The 21,778-nt window shown below is 57.1% G+C and carries 17 protein-coding genes; 8 read left to right on the top strand and 9 right to left on the bottom strand.

The window, feature by feature from the left end:
* Positions 1–65: 65 nt before the first annotated feature.
* The 6 genes from JQ863_RS01065 to JQ863_RS01040 form a co-directional block, all read right to left on the bottom strand.
* Complete coding sequence (locus JQ863_RS01065; protein ID WP_204112484.1) at positions 66–3,866, bottom strand: SIR2 family protein; 3,801 nt, start codon at positions 3,864–3,866, stop codon at positions 66–68.
* Positions 3,863–5,842, bottom strand: coding sequence for a P-loop NTPase fold protein (locus JQ863_RS01060; protein ID WP_204112483.1), 1,980 nt, complete (start codon positions 5,840–5,842; stop codon positions 3,863–3,865). Before JQ863_RS01060 ends, JQ863_RS01065 begins: the two co-directional genes overlap by 4 nt.
* 134 nt (positions 5,843–5,976) lie before the next feature.
* Positions 5,977–6,759, bottom strand: a complete 783-nt coding sequence (locus JQ863_RS01055) for a DUF3800 domain-containing protein (RefSeq protein ID WP_204112482.1) — start codon at positions 6,757–6,759, stop codon at positions 5,977–5,979.
* Positions 6,759–7,658: an HNH endonuclease gene (locus JQ863_RS01050; protein ID WP_204112481.1), complete on the bottom strand. Its 900-nt coding sequence runs from the start codon at positions 7,656–7,658 to the stop codon at positions 6,759–6,761. Before JQ863_RS01050 ends, JQ863_RS01055 begins: the two co-directional genes overlap by 1 nt.
* A 4-nt stretch (positions 7,659–7,662) precedes the next feature.
* Positions 7,663–7,959 (bottom strand): hypothetical protein, encoded by a 297-nt coding sequence (locus JQ863_RS01045; RefSeq protein WP_204112480.1) that lies wholly within the window; start codon positions 7,957–7,959, stop codon positions 7,663–7,665.
* A gap of 4 nt (positions 7,960–7,963) precedes the next feature.
* The gene (locus JQ863_RS01040) at positions 7,964–8,386 is read right to left on the bottom strand and encodes a helix-turn-helix domain-containing protein (RefSeq protein WP_204112479.1); all 423 of its coding nucleotides are present in this window, start codon (positions 8,384–8,386) and stop codon (positions 7,964–7,966) included.
* Positions 8,387–8,753: 367 nt separating this feature from the next.
* Between JQ863_RS01040 and JQ863_RS01035 the strand changes: the two genes are divergently transcribed.
* The gene (locus tag JQ863_RS01035) at positions 8,754–9,848 is read left to right on the top strand and encodes a tyrosine-type recombinase/integrase (protein WP_204112478.1); all 1,095 of its coding nucleotides are present in this window, start codon (positions 8,754–8,756) and stop codon (positions 9,846–9,848) included.
* 63 nt (positions 9,849–9,911) lie between these two features.
* Here JQ863_RS01035 and JQ863_RS01030 read toward each other — a convergent pair whose 3' ends face one another.
* On the bottom strand, positions 9,912–11,234 hold the full coding sequence (locus JQ863_RS01030) for an aspartate aminotransferase family protein (protein ID WP_204112477.1): 1,323 nt from the start codon (positions 11,232–11,234) through the stop codon (positions 9,912–9,914).
* Positions 11,235–11,312: 78 nt separating this feature from the next.
* On the opposite strand from JQ863_RS01030, the gene JQ863_RS01025 reads away from it, so the two are divergent.
* From JQ863_RS01025 to JQ863_RS00995, 7 genes are all read left to right on the top strand, one after another.
* Complete coding sequence (locus JQ863_RS01025) at positions 11,313–12,200, top strand: MurR/RpiR family transcriptional regulator (protein ID WP_239113185.1); 888 nt, start codon at positions 11,313–11,315, stop codon at positions 12,198–12,200.
* A gap of 34 nt (positions 12,201–12,234) precedes the next feature.
* The gene (locus JQ863_RS01020; RefSeq protein WP_204112476.1) at positions 12,235–13,203 is read left to right on the top strand and encodes a TAXI family TRAP transporter solute-binding subunit; all 969 of its coding nucleotides are present in this window, start codon (positions 12,235–12,237) and stop codon (positions 13,201–13,203) included.
* A 119-nt stretch (positions 13,204–13,322) separates the two neighbouring features.
* Positions 13,323–15,932, top strand: coding sequence for a TRAP transporter permease (locus tag JQ863_RS01015; RefSeq protein ID WP_204112475.1), 2,610 nt, complete (start codon positions 13,323–13,325; stop codon positions 15,930–15,932).
* Positions 15,929–16,363 carry a universal stress protein gene (locus JQ863_RS01010; protein ID WP_204112474.1) on the top strand — a complete coding sequence of 145 codons (435 nt, stop codon included), beginning with the start codon at positions 15,929–15,931 and terminating at the stop codon, positions 16,361–16,363. Before JQ863_RS01015 ends, JQ863_RS01010 begins: the two co-directional genes overlap by 4 nt.
* A 120-nt stretch (positions 16,364–16,483) precedes the next feature.
* Positions 16,484–17,014, top strand: coding sequence for an acyloxyacyl hydrolase (locus tag JQ863_RS01005; RefSeq protein ID WP_204112473.1), 531 nt, complete (start codon positions 16,484–16,486; stop codon positions 17,012–17,014).
* 71 nt (positions 17,015–17,085) lie between these two features.
* Positions 17,086–18,801: a cyclic peptide export ABC transporter gene (locus JQ863_RS01000; protein ID WP_204112472.1), complete on the top strand. Its 1,716-nt coding sequence runs from the start codon at positions 17,086–17,088 to the stop codon at positions 18,799–18,801.
* On the top strand, positions 18,798–19,562 hold the full coding sequence (locus tag JQ863_RS00995; protein WP_204112471.1) for a hypothetical protein: 765 nt from the start codon (positions 18,798–18,800) through the stop codon (positions 19,560–19,562). Before JQ863_RS01000 ends, JQ863_RS00995 begins: the two co-directional genes overlap by 4 nt.
* Here the strand turns inward: JQ863_RS00995 and JQ863_RS00990 are convergent.
* Together JQ863_RS00990 and JQ863_RS00985 are read right to left on the bottom strand one after the other, a co-directional pair.
* Positions 19,544–20,164: a CDP-alcohol phosphatidyltransferase family protein gene (locus JQ863_RS00990; RefSeq protein WP_204112470.1), complete on the bottom strand. Its 621-nt coding sequence runs from the start codon at positions 20,162–20,164 to the stop codon at positions 19,544–19,546. The two genes, JQ863_RS00995 and JQ863_RS00990, sit on opposite strands and share 19 nt — an antisense overlap.
* Positions 20,161–21,720: a xylulokinase gene (locus JQ863_RS00985; protein WP_204112469.1), complete on the bottom strand. Its 1,560-nt coding sequence runs from the start codon at positions 21,718–21,720 to the stop codon at positions 20,161–20,163. Before JQ863_RS00985 ends, JQ863_RS00990 begins: the two co-directional genes overlap by 4 nt.
* Positions 21,721–21,778: the final 58 nt, after the last annotated feature.

Raw genomic sequence — 21,778 nt, 5'->3', positions numbered from 1 at the left:
GTTTTATTCAGTGAGAATGCACCCTATGCAATCCCAAAGAGCGGACGTTGAGGTATTGGTCTCGCCTAGATCCCTTCAACCAAATCAATTAGTCTTAGGTAACGATGATCCGCCCTTAGATCTGGCGATGTTTCACTCACTAATGCCAGAATTTTCGGTAACTCGTAGGGAATTCGGCTCAGGACCTGTGGTGTTACAGTGTCTAGTAGATCGAGTGTTTCCGCTGGGAATTGCGCTGTGATTGGTTCGTCTTCACCGACCTCTCTGGTAAAACGGTAGAACGGATGATGGTCAGATTCGACTGGGACCAAGAAACGCTTCGCTGAGGCGTACACCACTGGAAAACTGGGTCCAGTATCGTCAAGCATACTAATCCACGAGTCGACTGACGACGCAGTGCGATAGATGCGTTCTCGTGGCCATACTTCATCCAAGAAGGGCGCTACTAGAGTCTCCCAACCGTCGTCGTTCTCTTGGCCGACTTGTCCCAACCACCAAATAAACTGATTGCGTGTGTCATCGGACATCTCTCGCAACACGCGTCGCATTTCTTGCTTTGTCAGCCCGTCGTCTTCATCACGCTTGAAGATGTACATCCACCCCAACCATTGGGTGATGACCTTTGCCAGATCGCGATCCCATATCTGGTTTTCAACCCATGGCACAGCTTGCAGCAGAAATGGCTTAACTAGGACTGCAAGAGGTGACCACGGAACCCGACTGCTGCACAAGAATCCGTTCCAAGCAGGTTCGGCGGCGGGATGGTCGAACGCTAACATTGGAACGAGGCGATGTTCGACCCACTCTGGATCAACGTACATCAACCAGTTCAGCTTGCTGAAGGTGATAGAAACAGCGTGGTCGGAACCCTCACCTGGCGAAGCAAGTAAGCGTTCAATTCGAGTTTTGATGTGGTCTGGGATAAGCGAATTTTGTTCCTGCTTTTCACCAGGTACGGCATGGAACAAAGCCTCTGCACACATTCCCAAAGGCCCGTTAATGGCGTGTTGGTATGTGCGACGCGATTGGGGGATGACCTCACCGCCGCGGCTTACTTCTCCAATCCCGCTTTCGGTCGCGTTGTCTCCACCCCCGACAACGCCGTCCACAACATGATCAAATACGGCCCAAGCAAGTTCATCATCGAATTCGATCAGCTTTGTGATGTTCTGTTCCAGCCACCGACAGATCGTGTGTCGCAATTCGACGATCACCGCGTGAGGTAAGCGGCAAAGGCGGTGCAGAAATACCCTTCGGAGCCTCGGTGCAATATCATCAGGAAGCTCATTGATCATGGCCGACCAGAACACCTGTGGGTAGTCGTTCGCTCTGGCCGCAACCGACAACGCAGACAGAGCTTTGCGCGGGTTTGCTTTTACCAGTCCTGTGAAGGGACGTTTCTCCGTGAAGCTCCCAAAGTCGCGCTCCAGGTCCTCCTTTGCACGAGGAATGATCTCATCCACGGCAAGGTCAACAACTGCATCGGGATTCTCATCCGTACCGACATAGCCGACGTGAGACCCGCGTTCCGTTACCGTAGAGGTCGCCCATCCGTCGCTCCAGTTCTCGATGCTGTCGATGATCGCAGCAAGACGCTCACTTTGATGAGCCAGAAGCTCGCATCCCTGCATTTCCAAGTAACGTGCATATCTTGCGATAAACTCGTCACGCCTGCTTGGATACACATCATCAGACCAGTAGCTCTCTTGGTCTGGTCCGCTGAGAAGCCGTTCACCCAATTGATGGCGAATTTGTTCTGGAAATGCCGACCATCTGTCAACCAGCAGAAAGACCAGCTCCCGTGCTACGTCGGTGTCCCAGAACGTACCTTGGCTTAGAGCAAGGACACGCTCACCAACCTCTTCAGGTGCGAACAAATCTTCCTTTGACAGAGCGTAGAGGACCAGTTTCTTGAAGAAGAATTGATCTTCAATTGGCCACGTCAGGAAATGTCCCCGTGCCACGTCGGGTGACAACTGAACCAGCCGTTCAAACAATTCAACGAACAACTTCATTGCGTCGGCGGCTTTGTTGTGGCGATCTTTGCCGTCCACCTCACGATCAGGGTAACAGGTTGGCGTGACAAAGTAGGTCTTGCCAATATCTGACAGCATCCCTGATGCAGCCTTCATTGCGTCTTCGAGCAGGTTAAATACCTGAGGAAGCACTTCGTCAGGTATGGTCAGATCATCTTTGTGACGTTCGAGGAACTTCACTTCGAATTGGCCCAAATGACCAAGTTCTATGTCTGTCCAGTCCACCGTAGGAGGACGTGCACCTGCTATGCTGTAGGGCGGTTTAATGTCCAGCTTTGGTGCAGCAACACGACCAAACTCACGAATAACGCTTGGGGACCAACCATCGTTCGCAACCCGCCTTTTCAAATCAAACCAGTCGCCATCCCATTCGCGGGTCCGAGGGTCTTTGTGGTGATCAATGATCAAGCTCCAGATGTGCCGAGCTTTGTCATCGAGTTCATTTTTCTGACCCAAACGCCATTCGATGTGGTTCAACAGACGTGGATGCAGACCGTTCTGCTTAACTGCCCACCAAGCAATAACAGGGCTGGATAGATGATCTCCGATCCATCGTAACAGATGCCACAGTCGTGGTGGGGTACTGGTGTGGCCGTCTGGTGTTCTGCCACCAAGTCGATGTGCATCAGTTGGGTTTTCATCGCCATGTCGCCACGACAACAGATCATCGTTGAAGGTTCCACGACGATAGTCTTCATCAGTTAGGTTCTGAAGGTCATCGTCCAATCCGTAGGCAACACTTGGCTCAAAGACCTCAGCATCATCACCATACCCGCTGACCCGCTTCGCCGAGCGAATGAAGCCGCTGAATACACATACCCATTCTGGGTGAGTTGGGTGTTCAGCATCAGCCAGCAACTTGGCACCAGGTACGGAGCGCACCACATGCGCAACTTGACCGCGCTGGTATGGTAAAAGTGACTTGGGGTCCTGTTCTGTTGTCGCAATTACCGCCCGTCGCCATTCCCTTGGATCGTCTGCACGATCTGCCCATGCCTCCATAGTTTGCCAAAGGTCAGGATGATCGGTGTAAGCAATTGCCGTTACACCACGATCACGCCACTTGGCTTCAATATCTTCAGGTGTGCCTTTGTCAAAAGCATAGATTCGCGTGCGATCAAACTGCCCGTCATGGTTCAAACCTTGGAGCAGATATTTGATCGGTGGATCTTCAGCTTGATAGCCGACCAGCACCACCGTGTAATGCTCTAGTAGATTGCGTATGAAATTCGTGGCCCAAGCCTCCGAAAGGTATGCCCGTCCGAAATCAGCACTGCTTAAGACATACGGGTGCTGGTCAGCGTCGGTGTTCGCAAGCCGTCCATGCAGGTAGGTAATACCTTCCACCGAACGCCCAAACGCCAGATCAGGAAAAGCGGGAGGTGAAAATGTTGCCAGATCACCATCCATTTCGAATAGCAGATCAAAGTTCGTGGTGATGATCTGTGGTACGCCGTTCGGACTGGTTGAGATGCGTTTGACCAAGCTGTGGTGATGGCCAATTGAACCACTTCCTGCCGAAGCCTGAAGGCGTTCCGTGACGAGTGCATTCACCTCATCGCGCCCGTATTCCAGGTGAAGCAGGTTGAAGATTTGGTCCAGTGGCATGTTTGTGCCAGTCGGATCATCAATCCAGGGTTGGAACGCCCGCATGATTTCGGACTCCTCCGGTGGATCAAAGAAGTCGATAACATGTTGAGTTAGGCCGATGAAGCTCGGCATACCAGACGGCAATGAAACACCAGCGCCGCAGAGGAAAACAACTCGGCCCGCATCACTGCGTTCCAGTAAGACATCAGGGACGATTGGACCGTTTGCGTGAAATCTCATTGGCTATTGACCCGCTTGCGCGTCATCCAGCTAAGGTCAGTTGAGTTTCCGTTTGTGAGCTCTTCAAACTGCCGTAGTTCCCACTTCTCGATGATTGTGGAGTTGATGTGGTCGATCAGGTTGTTGATTTGGACATTCCTCGGCTTGCTCTTTGATCTTGCAACCCGATTTTTCAGTTCAACTTGGACTTCCCTCCACCAGAGACCCTCAGAATCCAAAAGTTCTGATCGGTATTCGTAGCGGTCCTTAATGCTTCCAACGACGAGCCGTTCGTCGTGGCGCGATAGACTGAACCAGACATCGACAAAGGTCGCCGCGTCAATGGTTGCCAGTATCGGCACATTCAAATAGCGCTGCTCAGGTGCGTGATTGATTACGGTAAGGTTTCCAAAGAAACGTATCCAATCCTCAGTAAGGAATTTCAAGAGTTGTTTGCCTGCATCCTCACCCAGCCAATTTTGGTGCCACGCATCCATTTTCTTGACCAGATGTTCCACGACCTCCTTAAATTCATCATCCTCACGCCTCATGAAACCAAGGCCGTCATATGAATCTAAGTGACGGCCAAACCTTTCACTGACACCTCGACAACGCTCATCCGTTAGCTGGGGGACAAACTTTTCATCAATGTATGTCTTCATCGCTGCAATCGTATCGGGAACTGTTTGATCAATCAGTTCGTGATCCGCCAGCATTAGGGATACGCCAACGACATGAAGGAACTCTCCAACTTCGATGTAGCAGCCGTCTTTCAGTTGCGATTGCATGTCTTCGACATCGGACCAGAATTCGCGCTCTGAATCATCCGAGAAATCCCAGCTATAGAGGTGCCACAACCTCCTCCAGGACGGCCAAGAAGCTACGCCCGCCACCTCGTCTGACTGGGCTAGTTCGGCATTCAATCGCAACGCATCAACAACGCCAGAGTTGAGGATCGAAATCCATTGCTGGACAGTTATGACTGCCCTTATGCCATTGTGTTGTTCATATTTCTTAAAGACCCGCTGTTTCGGGGTGGGTTCTTTGTCTTTGTCGAATGAGAACTCATAGACATGGCGAACCTCGTCCTTGCCTTTGTCATACCTGCCCAACAAGTCTTGGGGCGTCAGAGTTGAGGTTTCTTCCGAAAGGTCGAGTTTGAATTCGATAAAAAAAATGAAAAATTGGATGATAAGGTTTTGAACCAACTTGTCGTTCTGACGATACTCCACTTTCATTTTCTCAAGAATTGAAGCCAACTGCCAAACGAACTGCCGTAAGGCCCTAAGGTTGTGGTATCCCGATCTATCGTAGAGTTCGAGGATATCGTTCGTGTAATGCAACAAAAGCTCACTGACTTCGGAGTGTGTAATCTCCGCCACGAATGAGGCCAACGCGCTTTCGGGATCACTTTCCAACAAGAAGGAATGCCCAACCACCTTCTCTTTGAAAGCAATAAAATGGTCGTCAAGCAAATCGTCGGTATTCGCACATAGAATCACACGTGTATCACCATGCTCTACAAATCGGTTCACGACGCCCAATAGCTCTGACATTGGGATTTGGCAGCGCTCCAAGTCATCAAGAACCAACAATGCCCCGTCCATGTTCTTGGCCGATTGTTCGAGTTGTGAAGTAGCCGCATCCACCACCTTGTTGAGGTTCGCGGTTCCTCCCAAGATGCCGCCTGTACCCAGCGTAAGCGCCCCGCTGAATATTGACCCCGCAAGCCCAACCCCTTTGTGCAACGTCTTGGTGACCGTGCTGGCACTGGCATAGAAGAGACTGGTCTCAAGAGATTGGATGTCAGTAATGCCAAAGACCGAAAGGTATATGGGTTTGCGGTCAGTAAAAGCATCATCTTCCAGAAGCTTTGTAACGAAATGGGTTTTTCCGCAGCCCCACCGACCTTCGATTAGCACCGCAAAATGGGGTTTTGATTTGGTGTTTGCCCAATTTTTGAGAAATCTCTCAACCTCGGTCCTGTCTACGCTCATTTTCAAAACTCGCCACTAATTTGAATGGATCTTTTTGCTGTAGTCGCTGGTGTTCAGGTCGATCATAGTCCACCAAATATAGTTTTCTTTCGCCAGAAGCTTTGCCAGTCTGCCAGATTTTGCCTTCAGGGTCGTCAATGAATACAACCCAAGTAGTTTTCTCCAAAACGCTCCATCACAACTGGTGCGACCCGCTCGTTGACGCTCTCATCAATGAATAGTCCCCAAGGATAAACGTCGACGTTTGCTAGGTCGAAATCGTGTTTTGGGTTCGGCTTGTTTTGGCTGAGAAATGCGTAGCGGATTCCGGCCCACATCTCGAAGCCGAGCTCGACCTCGAGACCATCGTAAACGCTGTCCCCAGGTGCGTTGACGATCACCTTTTTGCTAATATCACCGAGTGCTTCCAACAGCATAATGCTGCACGTATGGGCCATGATGTCCGCAAGTTGGATACCCATTACCGCCTTGGAATCCTGTTCAAAGTGGAAGTTGCAGCCTTGGAGCTCCAGATCGCCCGAAACTAAAGCCTCAGCCGCGCATTTGTGTTTGAAGAGGCCTTCATCAAAGAAGACCTCATGCTGCCGCCCCTCGAGCAAGGGATGCTTCAGTGCGCTACGCAAAAGCGTCAACGATGCCGGGCCTAATGTTTGTGTGTCATCTGCGCTATCTACGACGCATAGGGCCATTTTGCAGTTGCGTGCGATAAAGTGTTTCAAGCTGCCACGTAGCGCTTGAAGATCATTGTCATCTTTCATTGCTGACGAAGACTTGAATTCGAACGTGCCCGGATCGAAGCCATACTCGCGAAAGAGCGCGCTCATTTCTTCTGTTGGATCCACATCGCAAATGGCGAATGCGGCAAGTGAAAATCCGGATCTATGGTGCTTGCTGTCGTCTAAAAATAGATAGGCCATTACTGCTTAAAACAATTCTCTCTGTGCCAGGTTACAAACTCAGTCCTTGGCCGGTTGGCGAGGCGGTCTGGCACCAAGATCTTGCCGGACGAGTTAATCATCGATGTCACGGCTTCGATGTCGTTGCTCTGACGGGACACCAGAATAGTCAGGTCTTCTGCTAACCCAACGAGGCCGCGATCAAACATCCAATGCGCAGTTCCAGACAGGGCGAGCCCATTGCTGACGATGTCGGGGCCGTCATGCTCTACAGGTCTGATATGGGCGGCTTCCACCTCGGCGCGGCCACCGCCATTTATCAGGCGTAGGCCGGTGATGGCGCAACGCTCGCCGTAGGCGCGCAGGACGTTCTTTCTGAAATTACGATCACGAACCGTCCGGTTGGTCAGTTGGTTGACGCGTTCCCGTGCAGGCATGTGTTGGAAAGGTGTTTGCGTGTCCTGAAACCCTGGCAACTGCATCGTGTCGCCCACGCGGGGCAGGATGTCCTCATCTCGTCCAAGACCACGTTCGACTATTCGGGCAAAGTCTTCAGCTGAAAGGGTTCTTACTGCGGCTTGTGCGCGTCCGGATATCTTGCCTTGATCGTTCAGCAATCCTCTTTCGATGATTGAGTTCTCGTCTCGGAATGAAACAGGGTCGCCAAAATCAAGATACGTTCCTGCCTCGATCACCGCCAAGAACATGTCCTGCTTCCTAGGATCCGGAATGATTTCCTGGACCTTAGCGACAGCAAAGTACCCTTTGGTCTCTTTGACCTTGGTTGGCTCGAGGTAGACAATCCAATCACCTTCGCACTGTTGGGCTCGCGAGAGGTATTGCTTGGGAAACTGATACCGCTCCGAGGGAATGTCGTCGTAGATCGAGTCGCTGCGATGGATGAAGATACCGAAGGCCATCGGATCACCCGCATTGAAGGCGTTCCAGTTTTCGATCGGCCGCGCGTAAGGTCAGCACCGCACCTGTCAAAAATGGAAGTGCCAAGCCAGCTGTGGCGATAGCAATAATCGAAATCGCAGCCAAAACCGAGTATTCGGTGGGCTTTTGTGCCAACGATAGTTGACCCAAACCAATCAGGTAGAACACGCTGGTTCCCAGGAAGATCAGGTAAAGCGGGCCAAAGGGTTCAATCACCTCACGGCGAGTGCGCTCCAAGACTGAGTGTCGCAACATGTCCCAGCGTTTGCTTGCCTTGTTCACCAGATTACTCCCTTACCAGCTCGATCCATGTGTGCACGTCATCATCCGTCACCTCACGGCCTTCGACATGCGATTGATACCAACGCGCGACGATGGCCCCGCGCTTCTCGCTTTTGACTTTTATGCTCTCGTCGGTGAGGTGCTTATCTAGCGAGCTTTCGATGTGTTTGAGAGCCTCGAAATCATGCCCAGCCCGAATGGATTTTGTGCCGAGCAATAGCCAGGCGACGTCAACATCGTAGCGGCTTTGCATCTTGACGAGGGCCTCGACCGGGACGCCGCGTTTGCCCTTTTCATAGCTGTGATAGGCGCGATGTGACACGCCAATGGCTTCAGCCATAGCGGCCTGGGAGACGCCTATCTCATTGCGACAGATCGCGAGGCGAGCGCCAATCTCTGCAAACAATTCAGCATCATCTCGCACCATGCAAGTTTCCCAATTGACGAGTGCGCAATTCTGTATAAACATAGCACAAAATGACGCATATTTACGGTTTGACCCATCTGACCACGTCAGAAGGTGCAGAACAAGCGATTCCATGCGTGTCGCCGATTCAACTTACGCGGACAAGGACAACTGAAATGGCAGAGACCAACTATTCGGACAGCTCTCAGATCTTGGGGCTTGGGAAAACGCCCGCGCAGTGGGTCGAAGTCATGGCCGGGATGGGGATCGATATTTCAGAACGCACGTTGCGCGAGCGAGCAAATGAGACAGGTGCTTTTTACCGCCTTGGGCGGACCATGCTGATCACGCCCGCGCAGATTGATACGATTTTTGAAGGAGGCCAGTCATGCCGCTCCAAATTTACAAGAGGGGCCGTGTCTACTGGGCCAAGGGGTGGATTGAATACAACGGCAGGCCAATCGCCGGCCCATACCGGCGAAGCACTAAGGCATCTACAGAAGAGGGCGCACGGGACTGGATAAACCATGAGACCGAACGGCAAATCCGTCGCTATGTCGTGGGCGACGAACCGAGCAAGACGTTCTCTGATGCAATCATGCTCTACAACGCATCCCCGAAGGCGGCGAAGCAGTTGATCCCGATTGTCGAGGCAATCGGCGACCTGTCGCTGGGCGCGATTTCTGGTGCACTATTGAAGAGCCTTGGGCCTAAGCTGAAACCCAAAGCATCAACGGATACCTGGTGGCGTGAAATCGTGACGCCCGCGAGTGCGGTGATCAACAACGCACACGAGCTGGAAGGCACGCCTCTGATCCGGGTGAAGCCCTACGACAAGTTCGAGCGGATCGCGCAGGACAAGCGGCGCGGCAAGCTTAGCCGCGTCGAGCGCACGCCAGCTGACAAGGAATGGATCGAAGCCTTTTGCGGTGCTGCTGATCCGTACAATGCCGCGCTAGTCCGATTCATGTTTGAAACGGCTGCACGGATTGATCAGGCCGTATCGCTGGAGCCGGATGACCTTCGGCCGCACGAGAACAAAGTCCGAGTGAAGGCGCAGAAGGGCCACCCAGAGAGCTGGATCGCTGTCTCACCTCAGATGATGGACGAGCTTCTCGCGCTGCCGCCCAAACGCCCCAAGAACCGCAAGACCGGCAAGCTGATGAAAGCGCGCATCTTCGGCTATGGCAGCTCGACAGGGTACAACACGCGCTGGAAGACGATCTGCAAGCGCGCGGGCATCCCGTACCTTTCTGCGCACCCAGCAGGGCGGCACGGGTTCTTCACGGAGCTTGTTGTGCGCCAAGGCGTAGATCCAGTTACGGCAGCCAAGGCGGGGCGCTGGTCAGACCCCAATTTGCCCATGCGGATCTATGCCCATGCAGAGACCGACGAGGCCGACATCAGGGCCCGTTTTCGTACAAAACACGTACAGGATGACGCTGTACAAACACCCAACTCTAAGAAATCACAAAAGGAATAGCGCTATGGACGCATCCCTCCTAAGGGGCAGGTTGCAGGTTCGAATCCTGCCGGGGTCGCCAATTCAGACCAAAACCTCTGTAATGGCTGTCGAAAGCTTGTCCGTCAGTTCGTCTACCTGGTTGTCTGTCAGGATGAAGGGTGGAGCCAGAAGGATGTGGTCACCGTGCCGGCCGTCAATTGTGCCTGACATCGGGTAACAGATCAGACCGGCCTCGAATGCGGCGGCTTTCAACTTCTTGGCCACGGCCTGTTCCGGTGCGAAGGGGGTCTTGGTGTCGCGGTCGGCGACAAGTTCAAGCCCGCGGAACATGCCGCGCCCGCGAATGTCGCCGACATGGGGATGTTGCCCGAAGCGGTCGGTCAGCGCGGCCATAAGCGTGTCGCCAAGGTCGGCGGCCCGGTTGACCAGCCCGCCGTCGGTCAGCTTCGTCAGCACGGCGTCGGCAGCGGCGCAGGCGGTGGGGTGGCCGATGTAGGTGTGCCCATGCTGGAAAAAACCCGAGCCCTGCTCGATCGCTGCGTAGATCGCGCCGGAACAGAGCATCGCGCCGATCGGTTGATATCCTGCACCCAAACCCTTGGCGATGGTCACGATATCTGGCCTGACGCCGTCCTGTTCACAGGCAAACAGCGTTCCTGTGCGTCCCATGCCGCACATGACCTCATCAAGGATCAAAAGGATGCCGTGGCGGTCGCAAATCTCGCGGATGCGTTTGAAATAGCCCTGAACCGCCGGAACCGCCCCCGAGGTCGCGCCTACCACGGGTTCAGCGACAAAGGCGATTACGGTCTCGGGGCCAACGCGTTGCAGTTCGGTTTCCAGCTCGTCGGCGACCCTGTGGCCGTATGCCTCTGTACTCTCGCCATCTTCGCGGCCCCTATACTCGTAGCAGGGCGCGATATGTGAGGTTTGGATCATCAGGGGCGCAAAGGGTTCGCGGCGCCATGCGTTTCCGCCGGTGGCCAGCGCACCCAGCGTGTTGCCGTGATAGCTTTGCCGCCGGGCGATGAAACGGTGGCGCTGGGGTTGGCCGATCTCAAGAAAATACTGCCGGGCAAGCTTGAGCGCCGCTTCCATCGCCTCCGAACCGCCAGAGACGAAATAGACCTTCTCGATCCCTTCCGGTGCATGGGCAATCAGACGGTCGGCCAGCGATTCGGCCGGGGCCGAGGTGAAAAAGCTGGTGTGGGCAAAGGCCACCGAATCGATCTGCGACTTGATTGCGGCGATGACGTCCGGGTCCGAGTGGCCAAGGCAGCTGACCGCTGCGCCACCTGATCCGTCGAGATATTTTTTTCCATTGGTGTCAATGAGGTAGGGGCCATCACCACGCATGACGACAGGGGGTTGTGATTTGGTGTGCCGTGGAAAGACGTGGGACATGGCCCGCTCCTGAAACATATTCGCGTTATTGAAACAAATAGCTCAGGAATTGACAATATTTGAAACAGTTGAAACAACATGCGGCATGAGGGGACGCGCGATTTGACCGGGTCATTTGAACAAAGGCTGGCCAGCAATTACTCTGGTCTCAGCGCCAAGCTGCGCGAGGCTGGTGATTACGTGGCCGCGCATCCGGTCAATACGGCGACGCGGTCGCTGCGCGCTGTATCACTGGAAAGCGGGTTGGCTCCGGCGACGTTTTCCCGGCTGGCGCGGGCGCTGGATTACGACAGTTTCGAAGACCTGCGCGAGTCGATGCGCCAGAAACTGGACCGGCGGGTCAATGCCTTTGCGGATCGCGCCACGCAGTTGCAGGAACGGCACAAGGGCGCGGGCACGACGTTTTTCGGTGATCATTCGGCCGCGTGTATCCAGAATATCGGACGTCTCACGACCGAGATCGACCCCGCCGCGCTGGACGCTGCGGTTGACCATCTGCACAAGGCGCGGCGAGTGCTTCTCTATGGGGCGCTCGGGTCCACCGGGATCGTGGAATACCTCGCGTACATGGCGCATTTCTGCGCCGACAACTGGCAGCTGGCGGGCCGTATGGGGGCGTCACTGGGCGCGGCCCTGACGGGTTTGGATCAGCGTGATGTCCTGCTGATCGTGACCAAACCGCCGTTTTCGACCAAGGTCCTGTCGGCGGCACGCGCCGCTGCGGACGCCGGGGTTCATGTGATTGTCATAACTGACACGCATGCATGTCCGGCATTGAAATATGCGTCGTCAGGGTTCATCGTGCCCACGGATAGTCCGCATTTTTATTCGTCTTACGTGGCCACGATGGTTCTGGTCGAAACAATTGTTGGAATGCTGGTCAGCCGGGCAGGAGAGACTGCCCGCGACCGCATCGCCCAAGTGGAAAGGAACAACCGCATCCTCGAAGAGGTCCGCGACGGGTGATTGTCTGAAAGTAACATCAACTAGGGAGAAACAGATGTATTCGAAACTGAAACTGACACTGGCCGGCGTTGCCGCCGCTGCGATGATGGCGCCGGCTGCCTTTGCCGAAGAGTTCATCACCATCGGCACCGGCGGCGTCACCGGCGTCTATTACCCGACCGGCGGTGCGATCTGCCGCCTTGTCAACAAGGGACGCAAGGAACACGGCATTCGCTGCTCGGTCGAGTCGACGGGCGGTTCGGTTTATAACATCAACACCATCCGTGAAGGTGAGCTTGAGTTCGGCGTTGCCCAGTCCGACTGGCAGTACCACGCCTATAACGGCACCTCGAAATTCTCGGAAATGGGGTCGTTCAAGGACCTGCGCGCGGTGTTCTCGGTCCACCCGGAACCCTTCACACTGGTTGCCCGTGCCGACGCTGGGATCGCCAGCTTTGATGATCTGAAGGGCAAACGTGTTAATATCGGCAACCCAGGTTCGGGTCAGCGCGGCACGATGGAAGTGCTGCTGGCTCAAAAGGGCTGGGACACCGGCATGTTCGCTCTGGCGACTGAGCTGAAGGCGGCCGAGCAATCGGCGGCGCTGTGCGACAACCAGATCGACGCGATGGTTTACACCGTCGGCCACCCCTCAGGCTCGATCCAGGAAGCCACGACTGCCTGTGACTCGGTCATCGTGCCGGTTGAGGGTCAGGCCGTGACCGACCTGATCAACAACAACTCGTTCTACCGCAAGGCCACCATCCCCGGCGGCATGTATCGCGGGACTGATGCCGACGTGAACACCTTTGGTGTGGGCGCGACGCTGGTGACCCGTGCTGACGTCAGCGACGAGGCGGTCTATGCGCTGGTTGCGGCGGTGTTCGAGAACTTCGAGGACTTCAAGAAGCTGCACCCTGCGTTTGCGCACCTTGACCCGAAGGACATGATCCACGCCGGTCTGTCTGCCCCGCTGCATGATGGCGCGGCCAAGTATTACAAAGAAAAAGGCTGGATGGAGTAACTCTGTCCCCAAGCCAATCCGAAGGGGCGGTGTGCCGCCCCTTCGACATCCAAAACACGCAAGCAAAATAGCGTGGGATCAAACCGCCAACGACGCGGATTATCAGGGAGAGATGAGGAATGGCCGAGAATTCAACCGGCAAGGGCCCCTTGAGCGAAGAAGAGCTTCAGGAACTGGTGGCCTCAAGTGACGCAGGCGCGCGGGCCCCTGCGGGCGCGGTGGGCACGCTTCTGGCGGTTGTTGCCGTGGTGTGGTCGCTGTTTCAGGTCATTCTGGCCTCTCCGCTTGCCAATTACGTGCTGCCCGGTGACCTGATCAACAACAGCCGACAGGTGCATCTGGCCTTCGCAATTTTCCTGGCGTTCATGGCCTATCCCGCCCTGAAATCCTCGCCCCGGCATTACATCCCGATCCAGGACTGGGTCATGGGCCTTCTTGGGGCCTTCATCGCGATGTATGGCTTCTTTTTCTACGACAAGATCGTCAATGCGGGCGGTCTGGCGGACGATACCGACAAATGGGTCGCTCTGATCGGCTTGGTCCTATTGTTCGAAGGGGCACGCCGCGCGCTGGGTCCGGCCATGGCGATCATCGCCTGTGTTTTCCTGGCTTATGTCTTTTGGGGTTCGTCGGACTGGGTGCCCGAAGTTATCCGTTGGAAAGGGGCCTCGCTGAAAAAGGCGATGAGCCACATGTGGATCACGTCCGAGGGCGTATTCGGCATCGCGCTGGGCGTCTCGACCAAGTTCGTGTTCCTGTTCGTGCTGTTTGGCGCAATGCTCGATAAGGCGGGTGCGGGCAACTACTTCATCAAGATGGCGTTTGGTGCGCTGGGCCATCTGCGCGGTGGTCCTGCCAAGGCCGCTGTTGTCGGGTCTGCCGCAACCGGCCTGATCTCGGGCTCGTCGATCGCCAACGTGGTTACCACGGGCACATTCACGATCCCCTTAATGAAGCGGGTCGGCTTCTCATCCGAAAAGGCTGGCGCGGTCGAGGTGGCGTCATCCGTCAACGGTCAGATCATGCCCCCTGTGATGGGCGCGGCGGCCTTCCTGATGGTGGAATATGTCGGCATTTCCTATGTCGAGGTCATCACCCACGCCTTCCTGCCCGCCGCCATTTCCTACATGGCGCTGGTCTATATCGTTCACCTTGAAGCGGTGAAGAACAACATGCCGACGCTGGGCGACCGGGTGGTTTCGCTTGGCAAGACGATTGGCGGCATGGCGGTGTTCTTCGTCGGTTTTGCTGGCCTTTGCTATGGTGTGAAATACCCCGTTCAGTGGATCACTGCGATGGTGCCGTCTGGTGCGGCGTGGATTCTGGCGGTTCTGGTTTTTGTCGCCTATGCGGTCCTGTTGTGGTTTGCCGCGCAGGTGCCGGACCTTGAACCCGATGACCCCAATGCCGAACATGTCGAACTGCCCGTGGTGGGCGAGATCTACAAGGCCGGTCTTTACTTCCTCTTGCCGATCATCGTGCTGGTCTATTTCCTGATGATCGAGCAGAAATCGCCCGGTCTGTCGGCGTTCTGGGCGACGGCTTTGTTGTTCGTAATCCTTCTGACGCAACGCCCGCTGAAAGCGATGTTCCGGGGCGAAAGCGACATGGCCAATGCTTTCCGCGCAGGTGTTTCGGACCTTACCCAAGGGCTGATCGACGGGGCACGCAACATGATCGGGATCGGCCTTGCCACCGCTACAGCGGGGGTGATCGTCGGCACCGTGACCTTGACTGGCGTGGGACAGGTGATGGCCGATCTGGTCGAGTTCCTGTCCGGCGGCAACCTGATCCTGATGCTGATCATGGTCGGGCTTTTGTCACTGGTTCTGGGAATGGGCCTGCCGACCACGGCGAACTATATCGTCGTGTCGTCTCTGATGGCGGCGGTCGTGGTCGAGCTGGGCGCGCAGTCGGGGCTGATCGTGCCCTTGATCGCAGTCCACCTGTTCGTCTTTTACTTCGGCATCATGGCGGATGTGACCCCGCCTGTTGGCCTCGCCAGTTTCGCAGCGGCCGCCGTGTCCGGGGGGGATGCGATCCGCACCGGGTTCACAGCATTCTTCTATAGCCTGCGCACCGTGGCCCTGCCGTTTGTCTTCATCTTCAACACCGATCTTCTGCTGATCGACGTGGGATGGGTGCAGGGCATATTGGTCTTCGTTGTGGCGTCGATCGCGATCCTTGTGTTCACTGCTGGAACGATGGGTCATTTCCTGACCAGGAACCGCATTTATGAAAGTGTTGCACTGATTGCGATCGCCTTTGCGCTGTTCCGGCCGGATTACTTCATGAACCGCATCCAGCCGCCGTTCGAGATCATCGAGCCGACCCAACTGGAGCAGGAACTCGATTCTGCCGAGATTGGTGAGGAATTGCGGATCATCGTTTCGGGGCCGGATTTCGACACGGGCGAGACAAAAGACACCACCCTTGTCCTGACGGTCGAGACCGAAGGCAGCGGGGCTGAGAGGCTGGACGCGCTGGGTCTGTTGCTGATGGAAGAGGATGGCGCAATGAAGATGGACGAGCCGTTGTTCGGGTCGCCGATTTCCGACGCGATGCAAAGCTTTGACTTCTATGCGGACGATCCGGTTGTGATCTCGTCCGTCAAGGCAACGGCGGATCAGATGCCGAAAGAGGTGATCTTTATACCTGCACTGGTGCTGCTGGCGCTGGTGGCAATGCTGCAACGTGGACGCATGACACGGGAAGGAGTACCCGCATGACCAAGCCTGTTCTTTGTGCAATCGACATCTCGAACAGTGGTGAGGATGCCCCGGTGCTTGAGACAGCCGCGCGGCTGGCGGCGCTGGACGGCGCGCAGCTTGACGTGATTACGGTGGTCCCGGATTACGGCATGTCTGTCGTTGGCAGCTTCTTTGACAAGGGGCATCACGACAAGGCTGTGGCCGAGGCGCGCAGCCGGATGGGGGACCTCATTACGCGGGTTCTGGGGGCCGAGGCCAATGCCAAGGTTCGCCATCTGGTTGCCACCGGGAATGCTTATGACGAAATCCTGCGCACGGCTTCCAAAGACGGGGCAGGGCTGATCGTCATTGGGGCGCACAAGCCCGATTTCACCGACTACCTTCTGGGTCCGAACGCGGCACGGGTTGTGCGCCATGCCAAGTGTTCGGTCTTCGTGGTGCGCAGCTGACCGCGACCCCGGCGTTGCGAAAACTCCACGGCCCGTCCCGATTTGGGGCGGGCTTTCTGTTCGTGGTTCCGTGCCGCGGCCTGTGCGCCTAAACCTGTCGCGCAAGAACAGGAGATCCCCATGCTTGATCCGGTCATCGCTGCGCTTTTCTTCATCGTCGGCATGTTTGACATGAGCGCGAACTACTGTGGTCAGCCGGGCGGATGCCTGGCCTATGACGATGCGCAGTCACGGCTGGGCGTGTCCGCCGGACAGGTGATTTTCGATGACGTGAACATCGATCAAGAGGCCTATCTGCGCTATGAGCTTGGTCAGATGCGCGGCCCGTTTCAGCCCTACCTGGGTCTTTCCGCCACCATGGATGGCGCGGTCTGGGCCGGGGTCGGGTCCACCTGGACCCATCAGTTTGACCGGGTTTATGTCCAGCTGGCGTTAGGCGCGGGCCTTTATGTGCCTAACGGCGGCGTCGATCTGGGGCATACGGTCGAGTTCCGGTCCGAGGCCGAGATTGGGTATCAGTTCGACAACGGCGTGCGCATGGGCCTGATGGTTGACCACCGCTCGAATGCGGGGCTGGGCGACATCAATCCGGGTCTTGAGACGGTTCAGGTGCGGGTGACCGTACCGCTTGGCCGCAAAGTCGCCCGATAAGCCTGAAATCCGCCGCTGGTCCAACGCCTACAAATGCTTTAGCGTTTCCGGGAATTTGGACAGAGGCCGGGTTGACCAGTTCCACGACCAGAACCGAGGAAGACTCACGCGGATTCGGTGGTTTCGTCCGCCGCCGGCGAAAGATCCTGCGCTATCTGCTTGTAACAAGCGGGGCGCTGAAAGACCCGGTGATCCTGTTTACGCTTGTAGCGAGCCTTGGCCGCTCGGGGTTGATCCTTGCGATCAATACCATCGTGGCGAACCTTGATACCGATGCGCGCTGGCCGTTTCTGTTGCTGGCGGTGTCGGCAGTAGCGATGTTGCTGGCCAGTTATCAGGCGCGGGTGCGGTCCTTCGTGATGATGACGCGGATAACGGCGGACATGCGCCAGTCGATGTCCGTGGCGCTTCTGCACGCCAATATCGACTTCCTGTTGTCGCGCGATCACGGCGCGATCTATGCCGGGATCACCCACCAGGTCCGTGAAGTGAACAATGCGCTGGTCACCGTGATCCAGGCGATCGAGGCGGTGATCATCGTGCTTGTGGCGATTCCCTACCTGTTCTGGATTTCGCCAGTTGCCGGGTTGATGACGCTGGGCGCCGTTCTGATCGGGACGCTGGCCTACGTGTTGCTGGATGTCCCCGCGCGCAAGATGGCAAAACGTGCCAACAGGGCCCATGCCGAGTTCTGCGGCCGTGTGGACGACCTTCTGTCGGGGTGGAAGGAAATCCGGCTTTCAAATCCGCGCCGCCTTGCCATGGAGGAGGAAGTCGCGCGGGTGGTTGCAAAGGCCAACCACTATTCGCTGGAATCCGAACGCCTGTTTTCGGCCAGTACGGTGATCGCGCAATCGGCTCTTATCCTTTTGATGTGCGCCGTGGTTGCCGTATTGCCCTTCCTGACGGGCGCGTCGCCGGCGACGCTGTTGCAGATCCTGACCGTTGTGCTGCTGACCAGCGGTCCCATCGAATCGCTGTTTGACGCACTGCCCAAGCTGAGTCGGGCCGAGGCCGCCTATTCCCAGATCGAAGAGTTGCAGGCCAGTCTGATGCGCGCCCAGTCGCGTAGCCTGACCGAGGGTCAGGAAGGACATCGCAGCTTCTCGTCAATAGAATTGCGCGGAGTCGAGGCGGTGATCCGCGACCCCGACCGTCCTGAACATGAGGCGTTCCGCCTGGGTCCGGTCGACATGTCATTTGCGCCCGGAGAAACAGTGTTCATCTGCGGCGGCAATGGGTCGGGCAAGACCACGCTGATGTCATTGATCACCGGGTTGCGTCACCCCGATGCCGGGACAATCCTTCTGGATGGCAAACCCCTGACGCCCGAGACCATCGCCGCCTATCGAGAATTGTTCAGCGGCGTGTTCAGCCTGTTTCACCTGTTTGACCGGGCCTATGGGCTAGGTGATCTCGAGCTTGCGGAACTGGACCGCCGGATCGCGCAGCTTAATCTGTCGCATCGGGTACATCTGGCCGAGGATCGGTTTTCGTCCCTGTCGCTTTCAGCGGGGCAGCGGCGGCGGCTGGCGCTGGCGGTAACACTGGCCGAAGGGCGACCCATCGTGGTGCTGGATGAGTTTGCCGCCGATCAGGATCCCGGCAACCGGGCATTTTTCTATGACGTCCTGCTTCCCGAACTGGCCGCGGATGGCAAGCTTATCATCGCTGTCACCCATGACGACCACCAGTTCGAGAAATGCGACCGGCTGATCAAGATGTCGGCGGGCAAGGTCGAGTCCGAGACACCGATGCGCGCGGGCAGACCGGGTGTTCGGGCATGACCGCAAGGGATCAGGCGGTGCAACGATCCGGCACCGAGCGCCTGATCCGGGTCGAGCTGTTTTGCATCGGCTTCACATTTCTCGTGGTGAACTACCAGATCTACGCCGCGCGCGCCGGGTTCATTGCTCGCAATCCCGACTATGTCGCGCGCAAGCCACCGACCATCAGCCGCGCGATTTCCGATCCTGAGATCGGGCCGGGGTTCGCTTTTTGGATCGGCATCAGCGCGCCGATTGTCTTTGTCGGCATCGCAGCGCTTTTTGCGCTTTTGGCAAAACAACTGCTGGCGTCGGGGCATGCGGGCACGCCGCGCGGTCGCCGTGCGATACTGGCCTGCGGGCTGACGGTGATGCTGCAAGGGCTGGCCAGCACGGGGATGGTGATCCTCAGCGTTTTCAGGTTCCCCGATCACAATGACATGCACATGGTCGGAAGCTATCTGTTTTTCATCTCCGAAGCGGTGATGGTGACGTCGATGCTGGTGGCACAGTACATGGTATTCCGGCTGGTAGGCGGCGGAGTCTTGTTGCCATTCATGGCGCGGTTGCGTTGGCGGCTGGTTTGGCTGACACCCGTGGGGGGCGTGATCTATCTGCTGTTGTTCGTCGCCAAAGACTTCGACTTGGGAACGTGGCAAAAGCCGATGTACACGGCCTATGTGCTGACCGAGCCGGCGTTGATCAGCTTGATGCTGTCGCTGTCCCTGTCATTCCACGTGGACCTGATCGCGGCGCTGTGGCGTCACTCGCGCGCGTCCTGATCGGCTTGTCGCAGCATCGCGGTGGCCCGTCGCGCCCGTTGAAGAGCGGTCAGATGGGCCAGGACGGAATAAATCACCAACCCCCAAAAGATGATCTGGTCCCGCCAGTCGGAGATCAGGCCCGCCGCGATCAGCATGACACACAAGAAGATTATCCGTTCCATCCGTTCGAACAGGTCGGGCCAGGTGTCGTTGTTCACCGCGATTTCTATGGCGGTGCGCGCCTTGGCATAAGAGATCAGCACGCTGCCCGCAAAGGCAAGAAAGGCCAGTGGCCAGAGGTGATGCACGTATCCAAGCGCCATCAGAACCACCAGTTCCTGGTAACGGTCCACCATGGCGTCGAAATAGCCGCCCGCTTTCGACGGCATGTTTCGCCGCCGGGCCACGGCGCCATCAAGGGCATCAAAAACAAAGGACAGGGCCAAGGTCAGGCCGAACCACAAGGGCGACAAGTGCCAAAGGTAGGCCAGCGACGACAGGCAGATCAGCACAAGCCCGGCAAAGGTCACCTGATTTGGTGTCAGGCCGGCTTTGACCAGCGGCGTGGCCATCGCTTCCCACAGAGGGTCGATGCGGGTTTTGATCAGGCCGTCAATCATGGCGCGTCGGTCCTTTGATAGCTTTTGACCATGTCGGCGCGGATGCGCGACAGGCGTGAGTCGCGTGCGTTCAATTGGTCAACGCGGTCTGGGTTCGGTTGATAATGAGCGGTTGTCTGACCCTGAAGGCGGCGGGCGCAGTCCCAAACCGTATCGGCCCAGCCCATCACCGGAGCGGCAAGGGTTGCTGTGCCCAGCACACCGGCATGGCGGGCCTGGCCCACTCGGATGTCCCGGTTCAGCGCATCTGCCAGCGTCTGGGCAAAGACTGCATTGGCCGCCACACCGCCACCCAATGAGATCGGTCCGTCTGCCTTGGCGCCCCTGGTGCGGATGACCTTTCCAAAAGCCCAGCGCAGGTTCAGCGCAACCCCTTCCAGCGCGGCACGACGCAGGGCGTTGGCGTCGTGGTGCAGTCCCAGCCCCCAGAATGTGCCGCGCAGCTTGTTATTGTCCACCGGTACACGTTCACCGGCCAGCCAGGGCAGGAAGAAGGGGTCGTCGGGTTGGCTTTCCCCGATCGCGTCAAAAGCGCCGGTCAGTTCCTCGTCGGTAACCGGGCGGCCTGTCAGTTTGACCGCCCATTCCATTGCGGACCCGGCGCTTTCCTGCGTTGCAATCAACAGTGGACGGTAACCCAGTCCGCTGCAGATCGTGGCATAAGAATGCGGTACGCTGAGGCGGCGACCGGGGAAGAAGCCTGCGATCCAGACACTTGTCGCAGCCGAGATATGAAGCTCTCCGTCCGCCACCGCGCCAGACCCGAGCGCCGCCGCAGTGACATCCGAAGTGCCGCCGAGCACCGGCGTCGCCGCGTCCAGCCCCAGTTCCGCTGCTGCCTGTGGGGTCAGGGTGCCGACAACGGCATCGGCGTCGACGATCATCGCCATCTTGTCCGTTGGCAAGCCGCATTTGCGAGCCAGTGCCTCGGACCAGTCTTCCCGTCCGGGGCGAGTGTCCATAATCCACGTGAGGTTTGCACTTTCGGCGCTGGTGGTGAACTGACCGGTGGCGCGATGCACCAGCCAGTCCTTCACGTCGAGGAAACGATGGGTATTGGCAAAAATGTCGGGCTCGTTTTCCCGGATCCAGATCATCTTGGCAGTTGGGTCCATGCCGTTCTTGGCCGGGGCGCCGTTTGCTAGCCGCAGCCAGGTTGCCAACTTGCCGACCTGATAGCCATGCACCGAGGGAAAACCGCCGATCAGTGCTTGCCCAAGCCCCGCTGCCCTCTTGTCGAGCCAAGTCAGGCAGGGGCGCAGCGGGGTGCCGTCACGTGCGGTGGCGATCACACCGCAGACCTGGGTTGAAAAGACCAGCGCACCGGCGCGTGCAGCAATCTCGGGCCATTCGTGACGCAGGCGCGTCAGCGCACGCGCCAGCGCAGCCCACCAGTCCTCGGGATGTTGTTCGGCGCGCCCGCCAGACCCAAGGTCGATGGGATAGGTCTCGGTGACCTTGGCCAGAATCGTCAGGTCACCGTCGACCAGCCCAACCTTGACCCCGGACGTTCCGAAATCCGCCGCGATAACCAGATCCGCGCTGTGTCCGGGCATGGCTGTTCCTGCGTTTCCCGCCGGGACCCATGCCCGAACCCTTCGAAGGCTGGCACAA

Origin of the sequence: Shimia biformata, from assembly GCF_016888515.1 — a bacterium.
Classification (GTDB): Bacteria; Pseudomonadota; Alphaproteobacteria; order Rhodobacterales; family Rhodobacteraceae; genus Shimia_A; species Shimia_A biformata.
The sequence above is the reverse complement of the archived record's forward strand: the minus strand, read 5'-3'. Positions and strand labels throughout refer to the sequence as shown.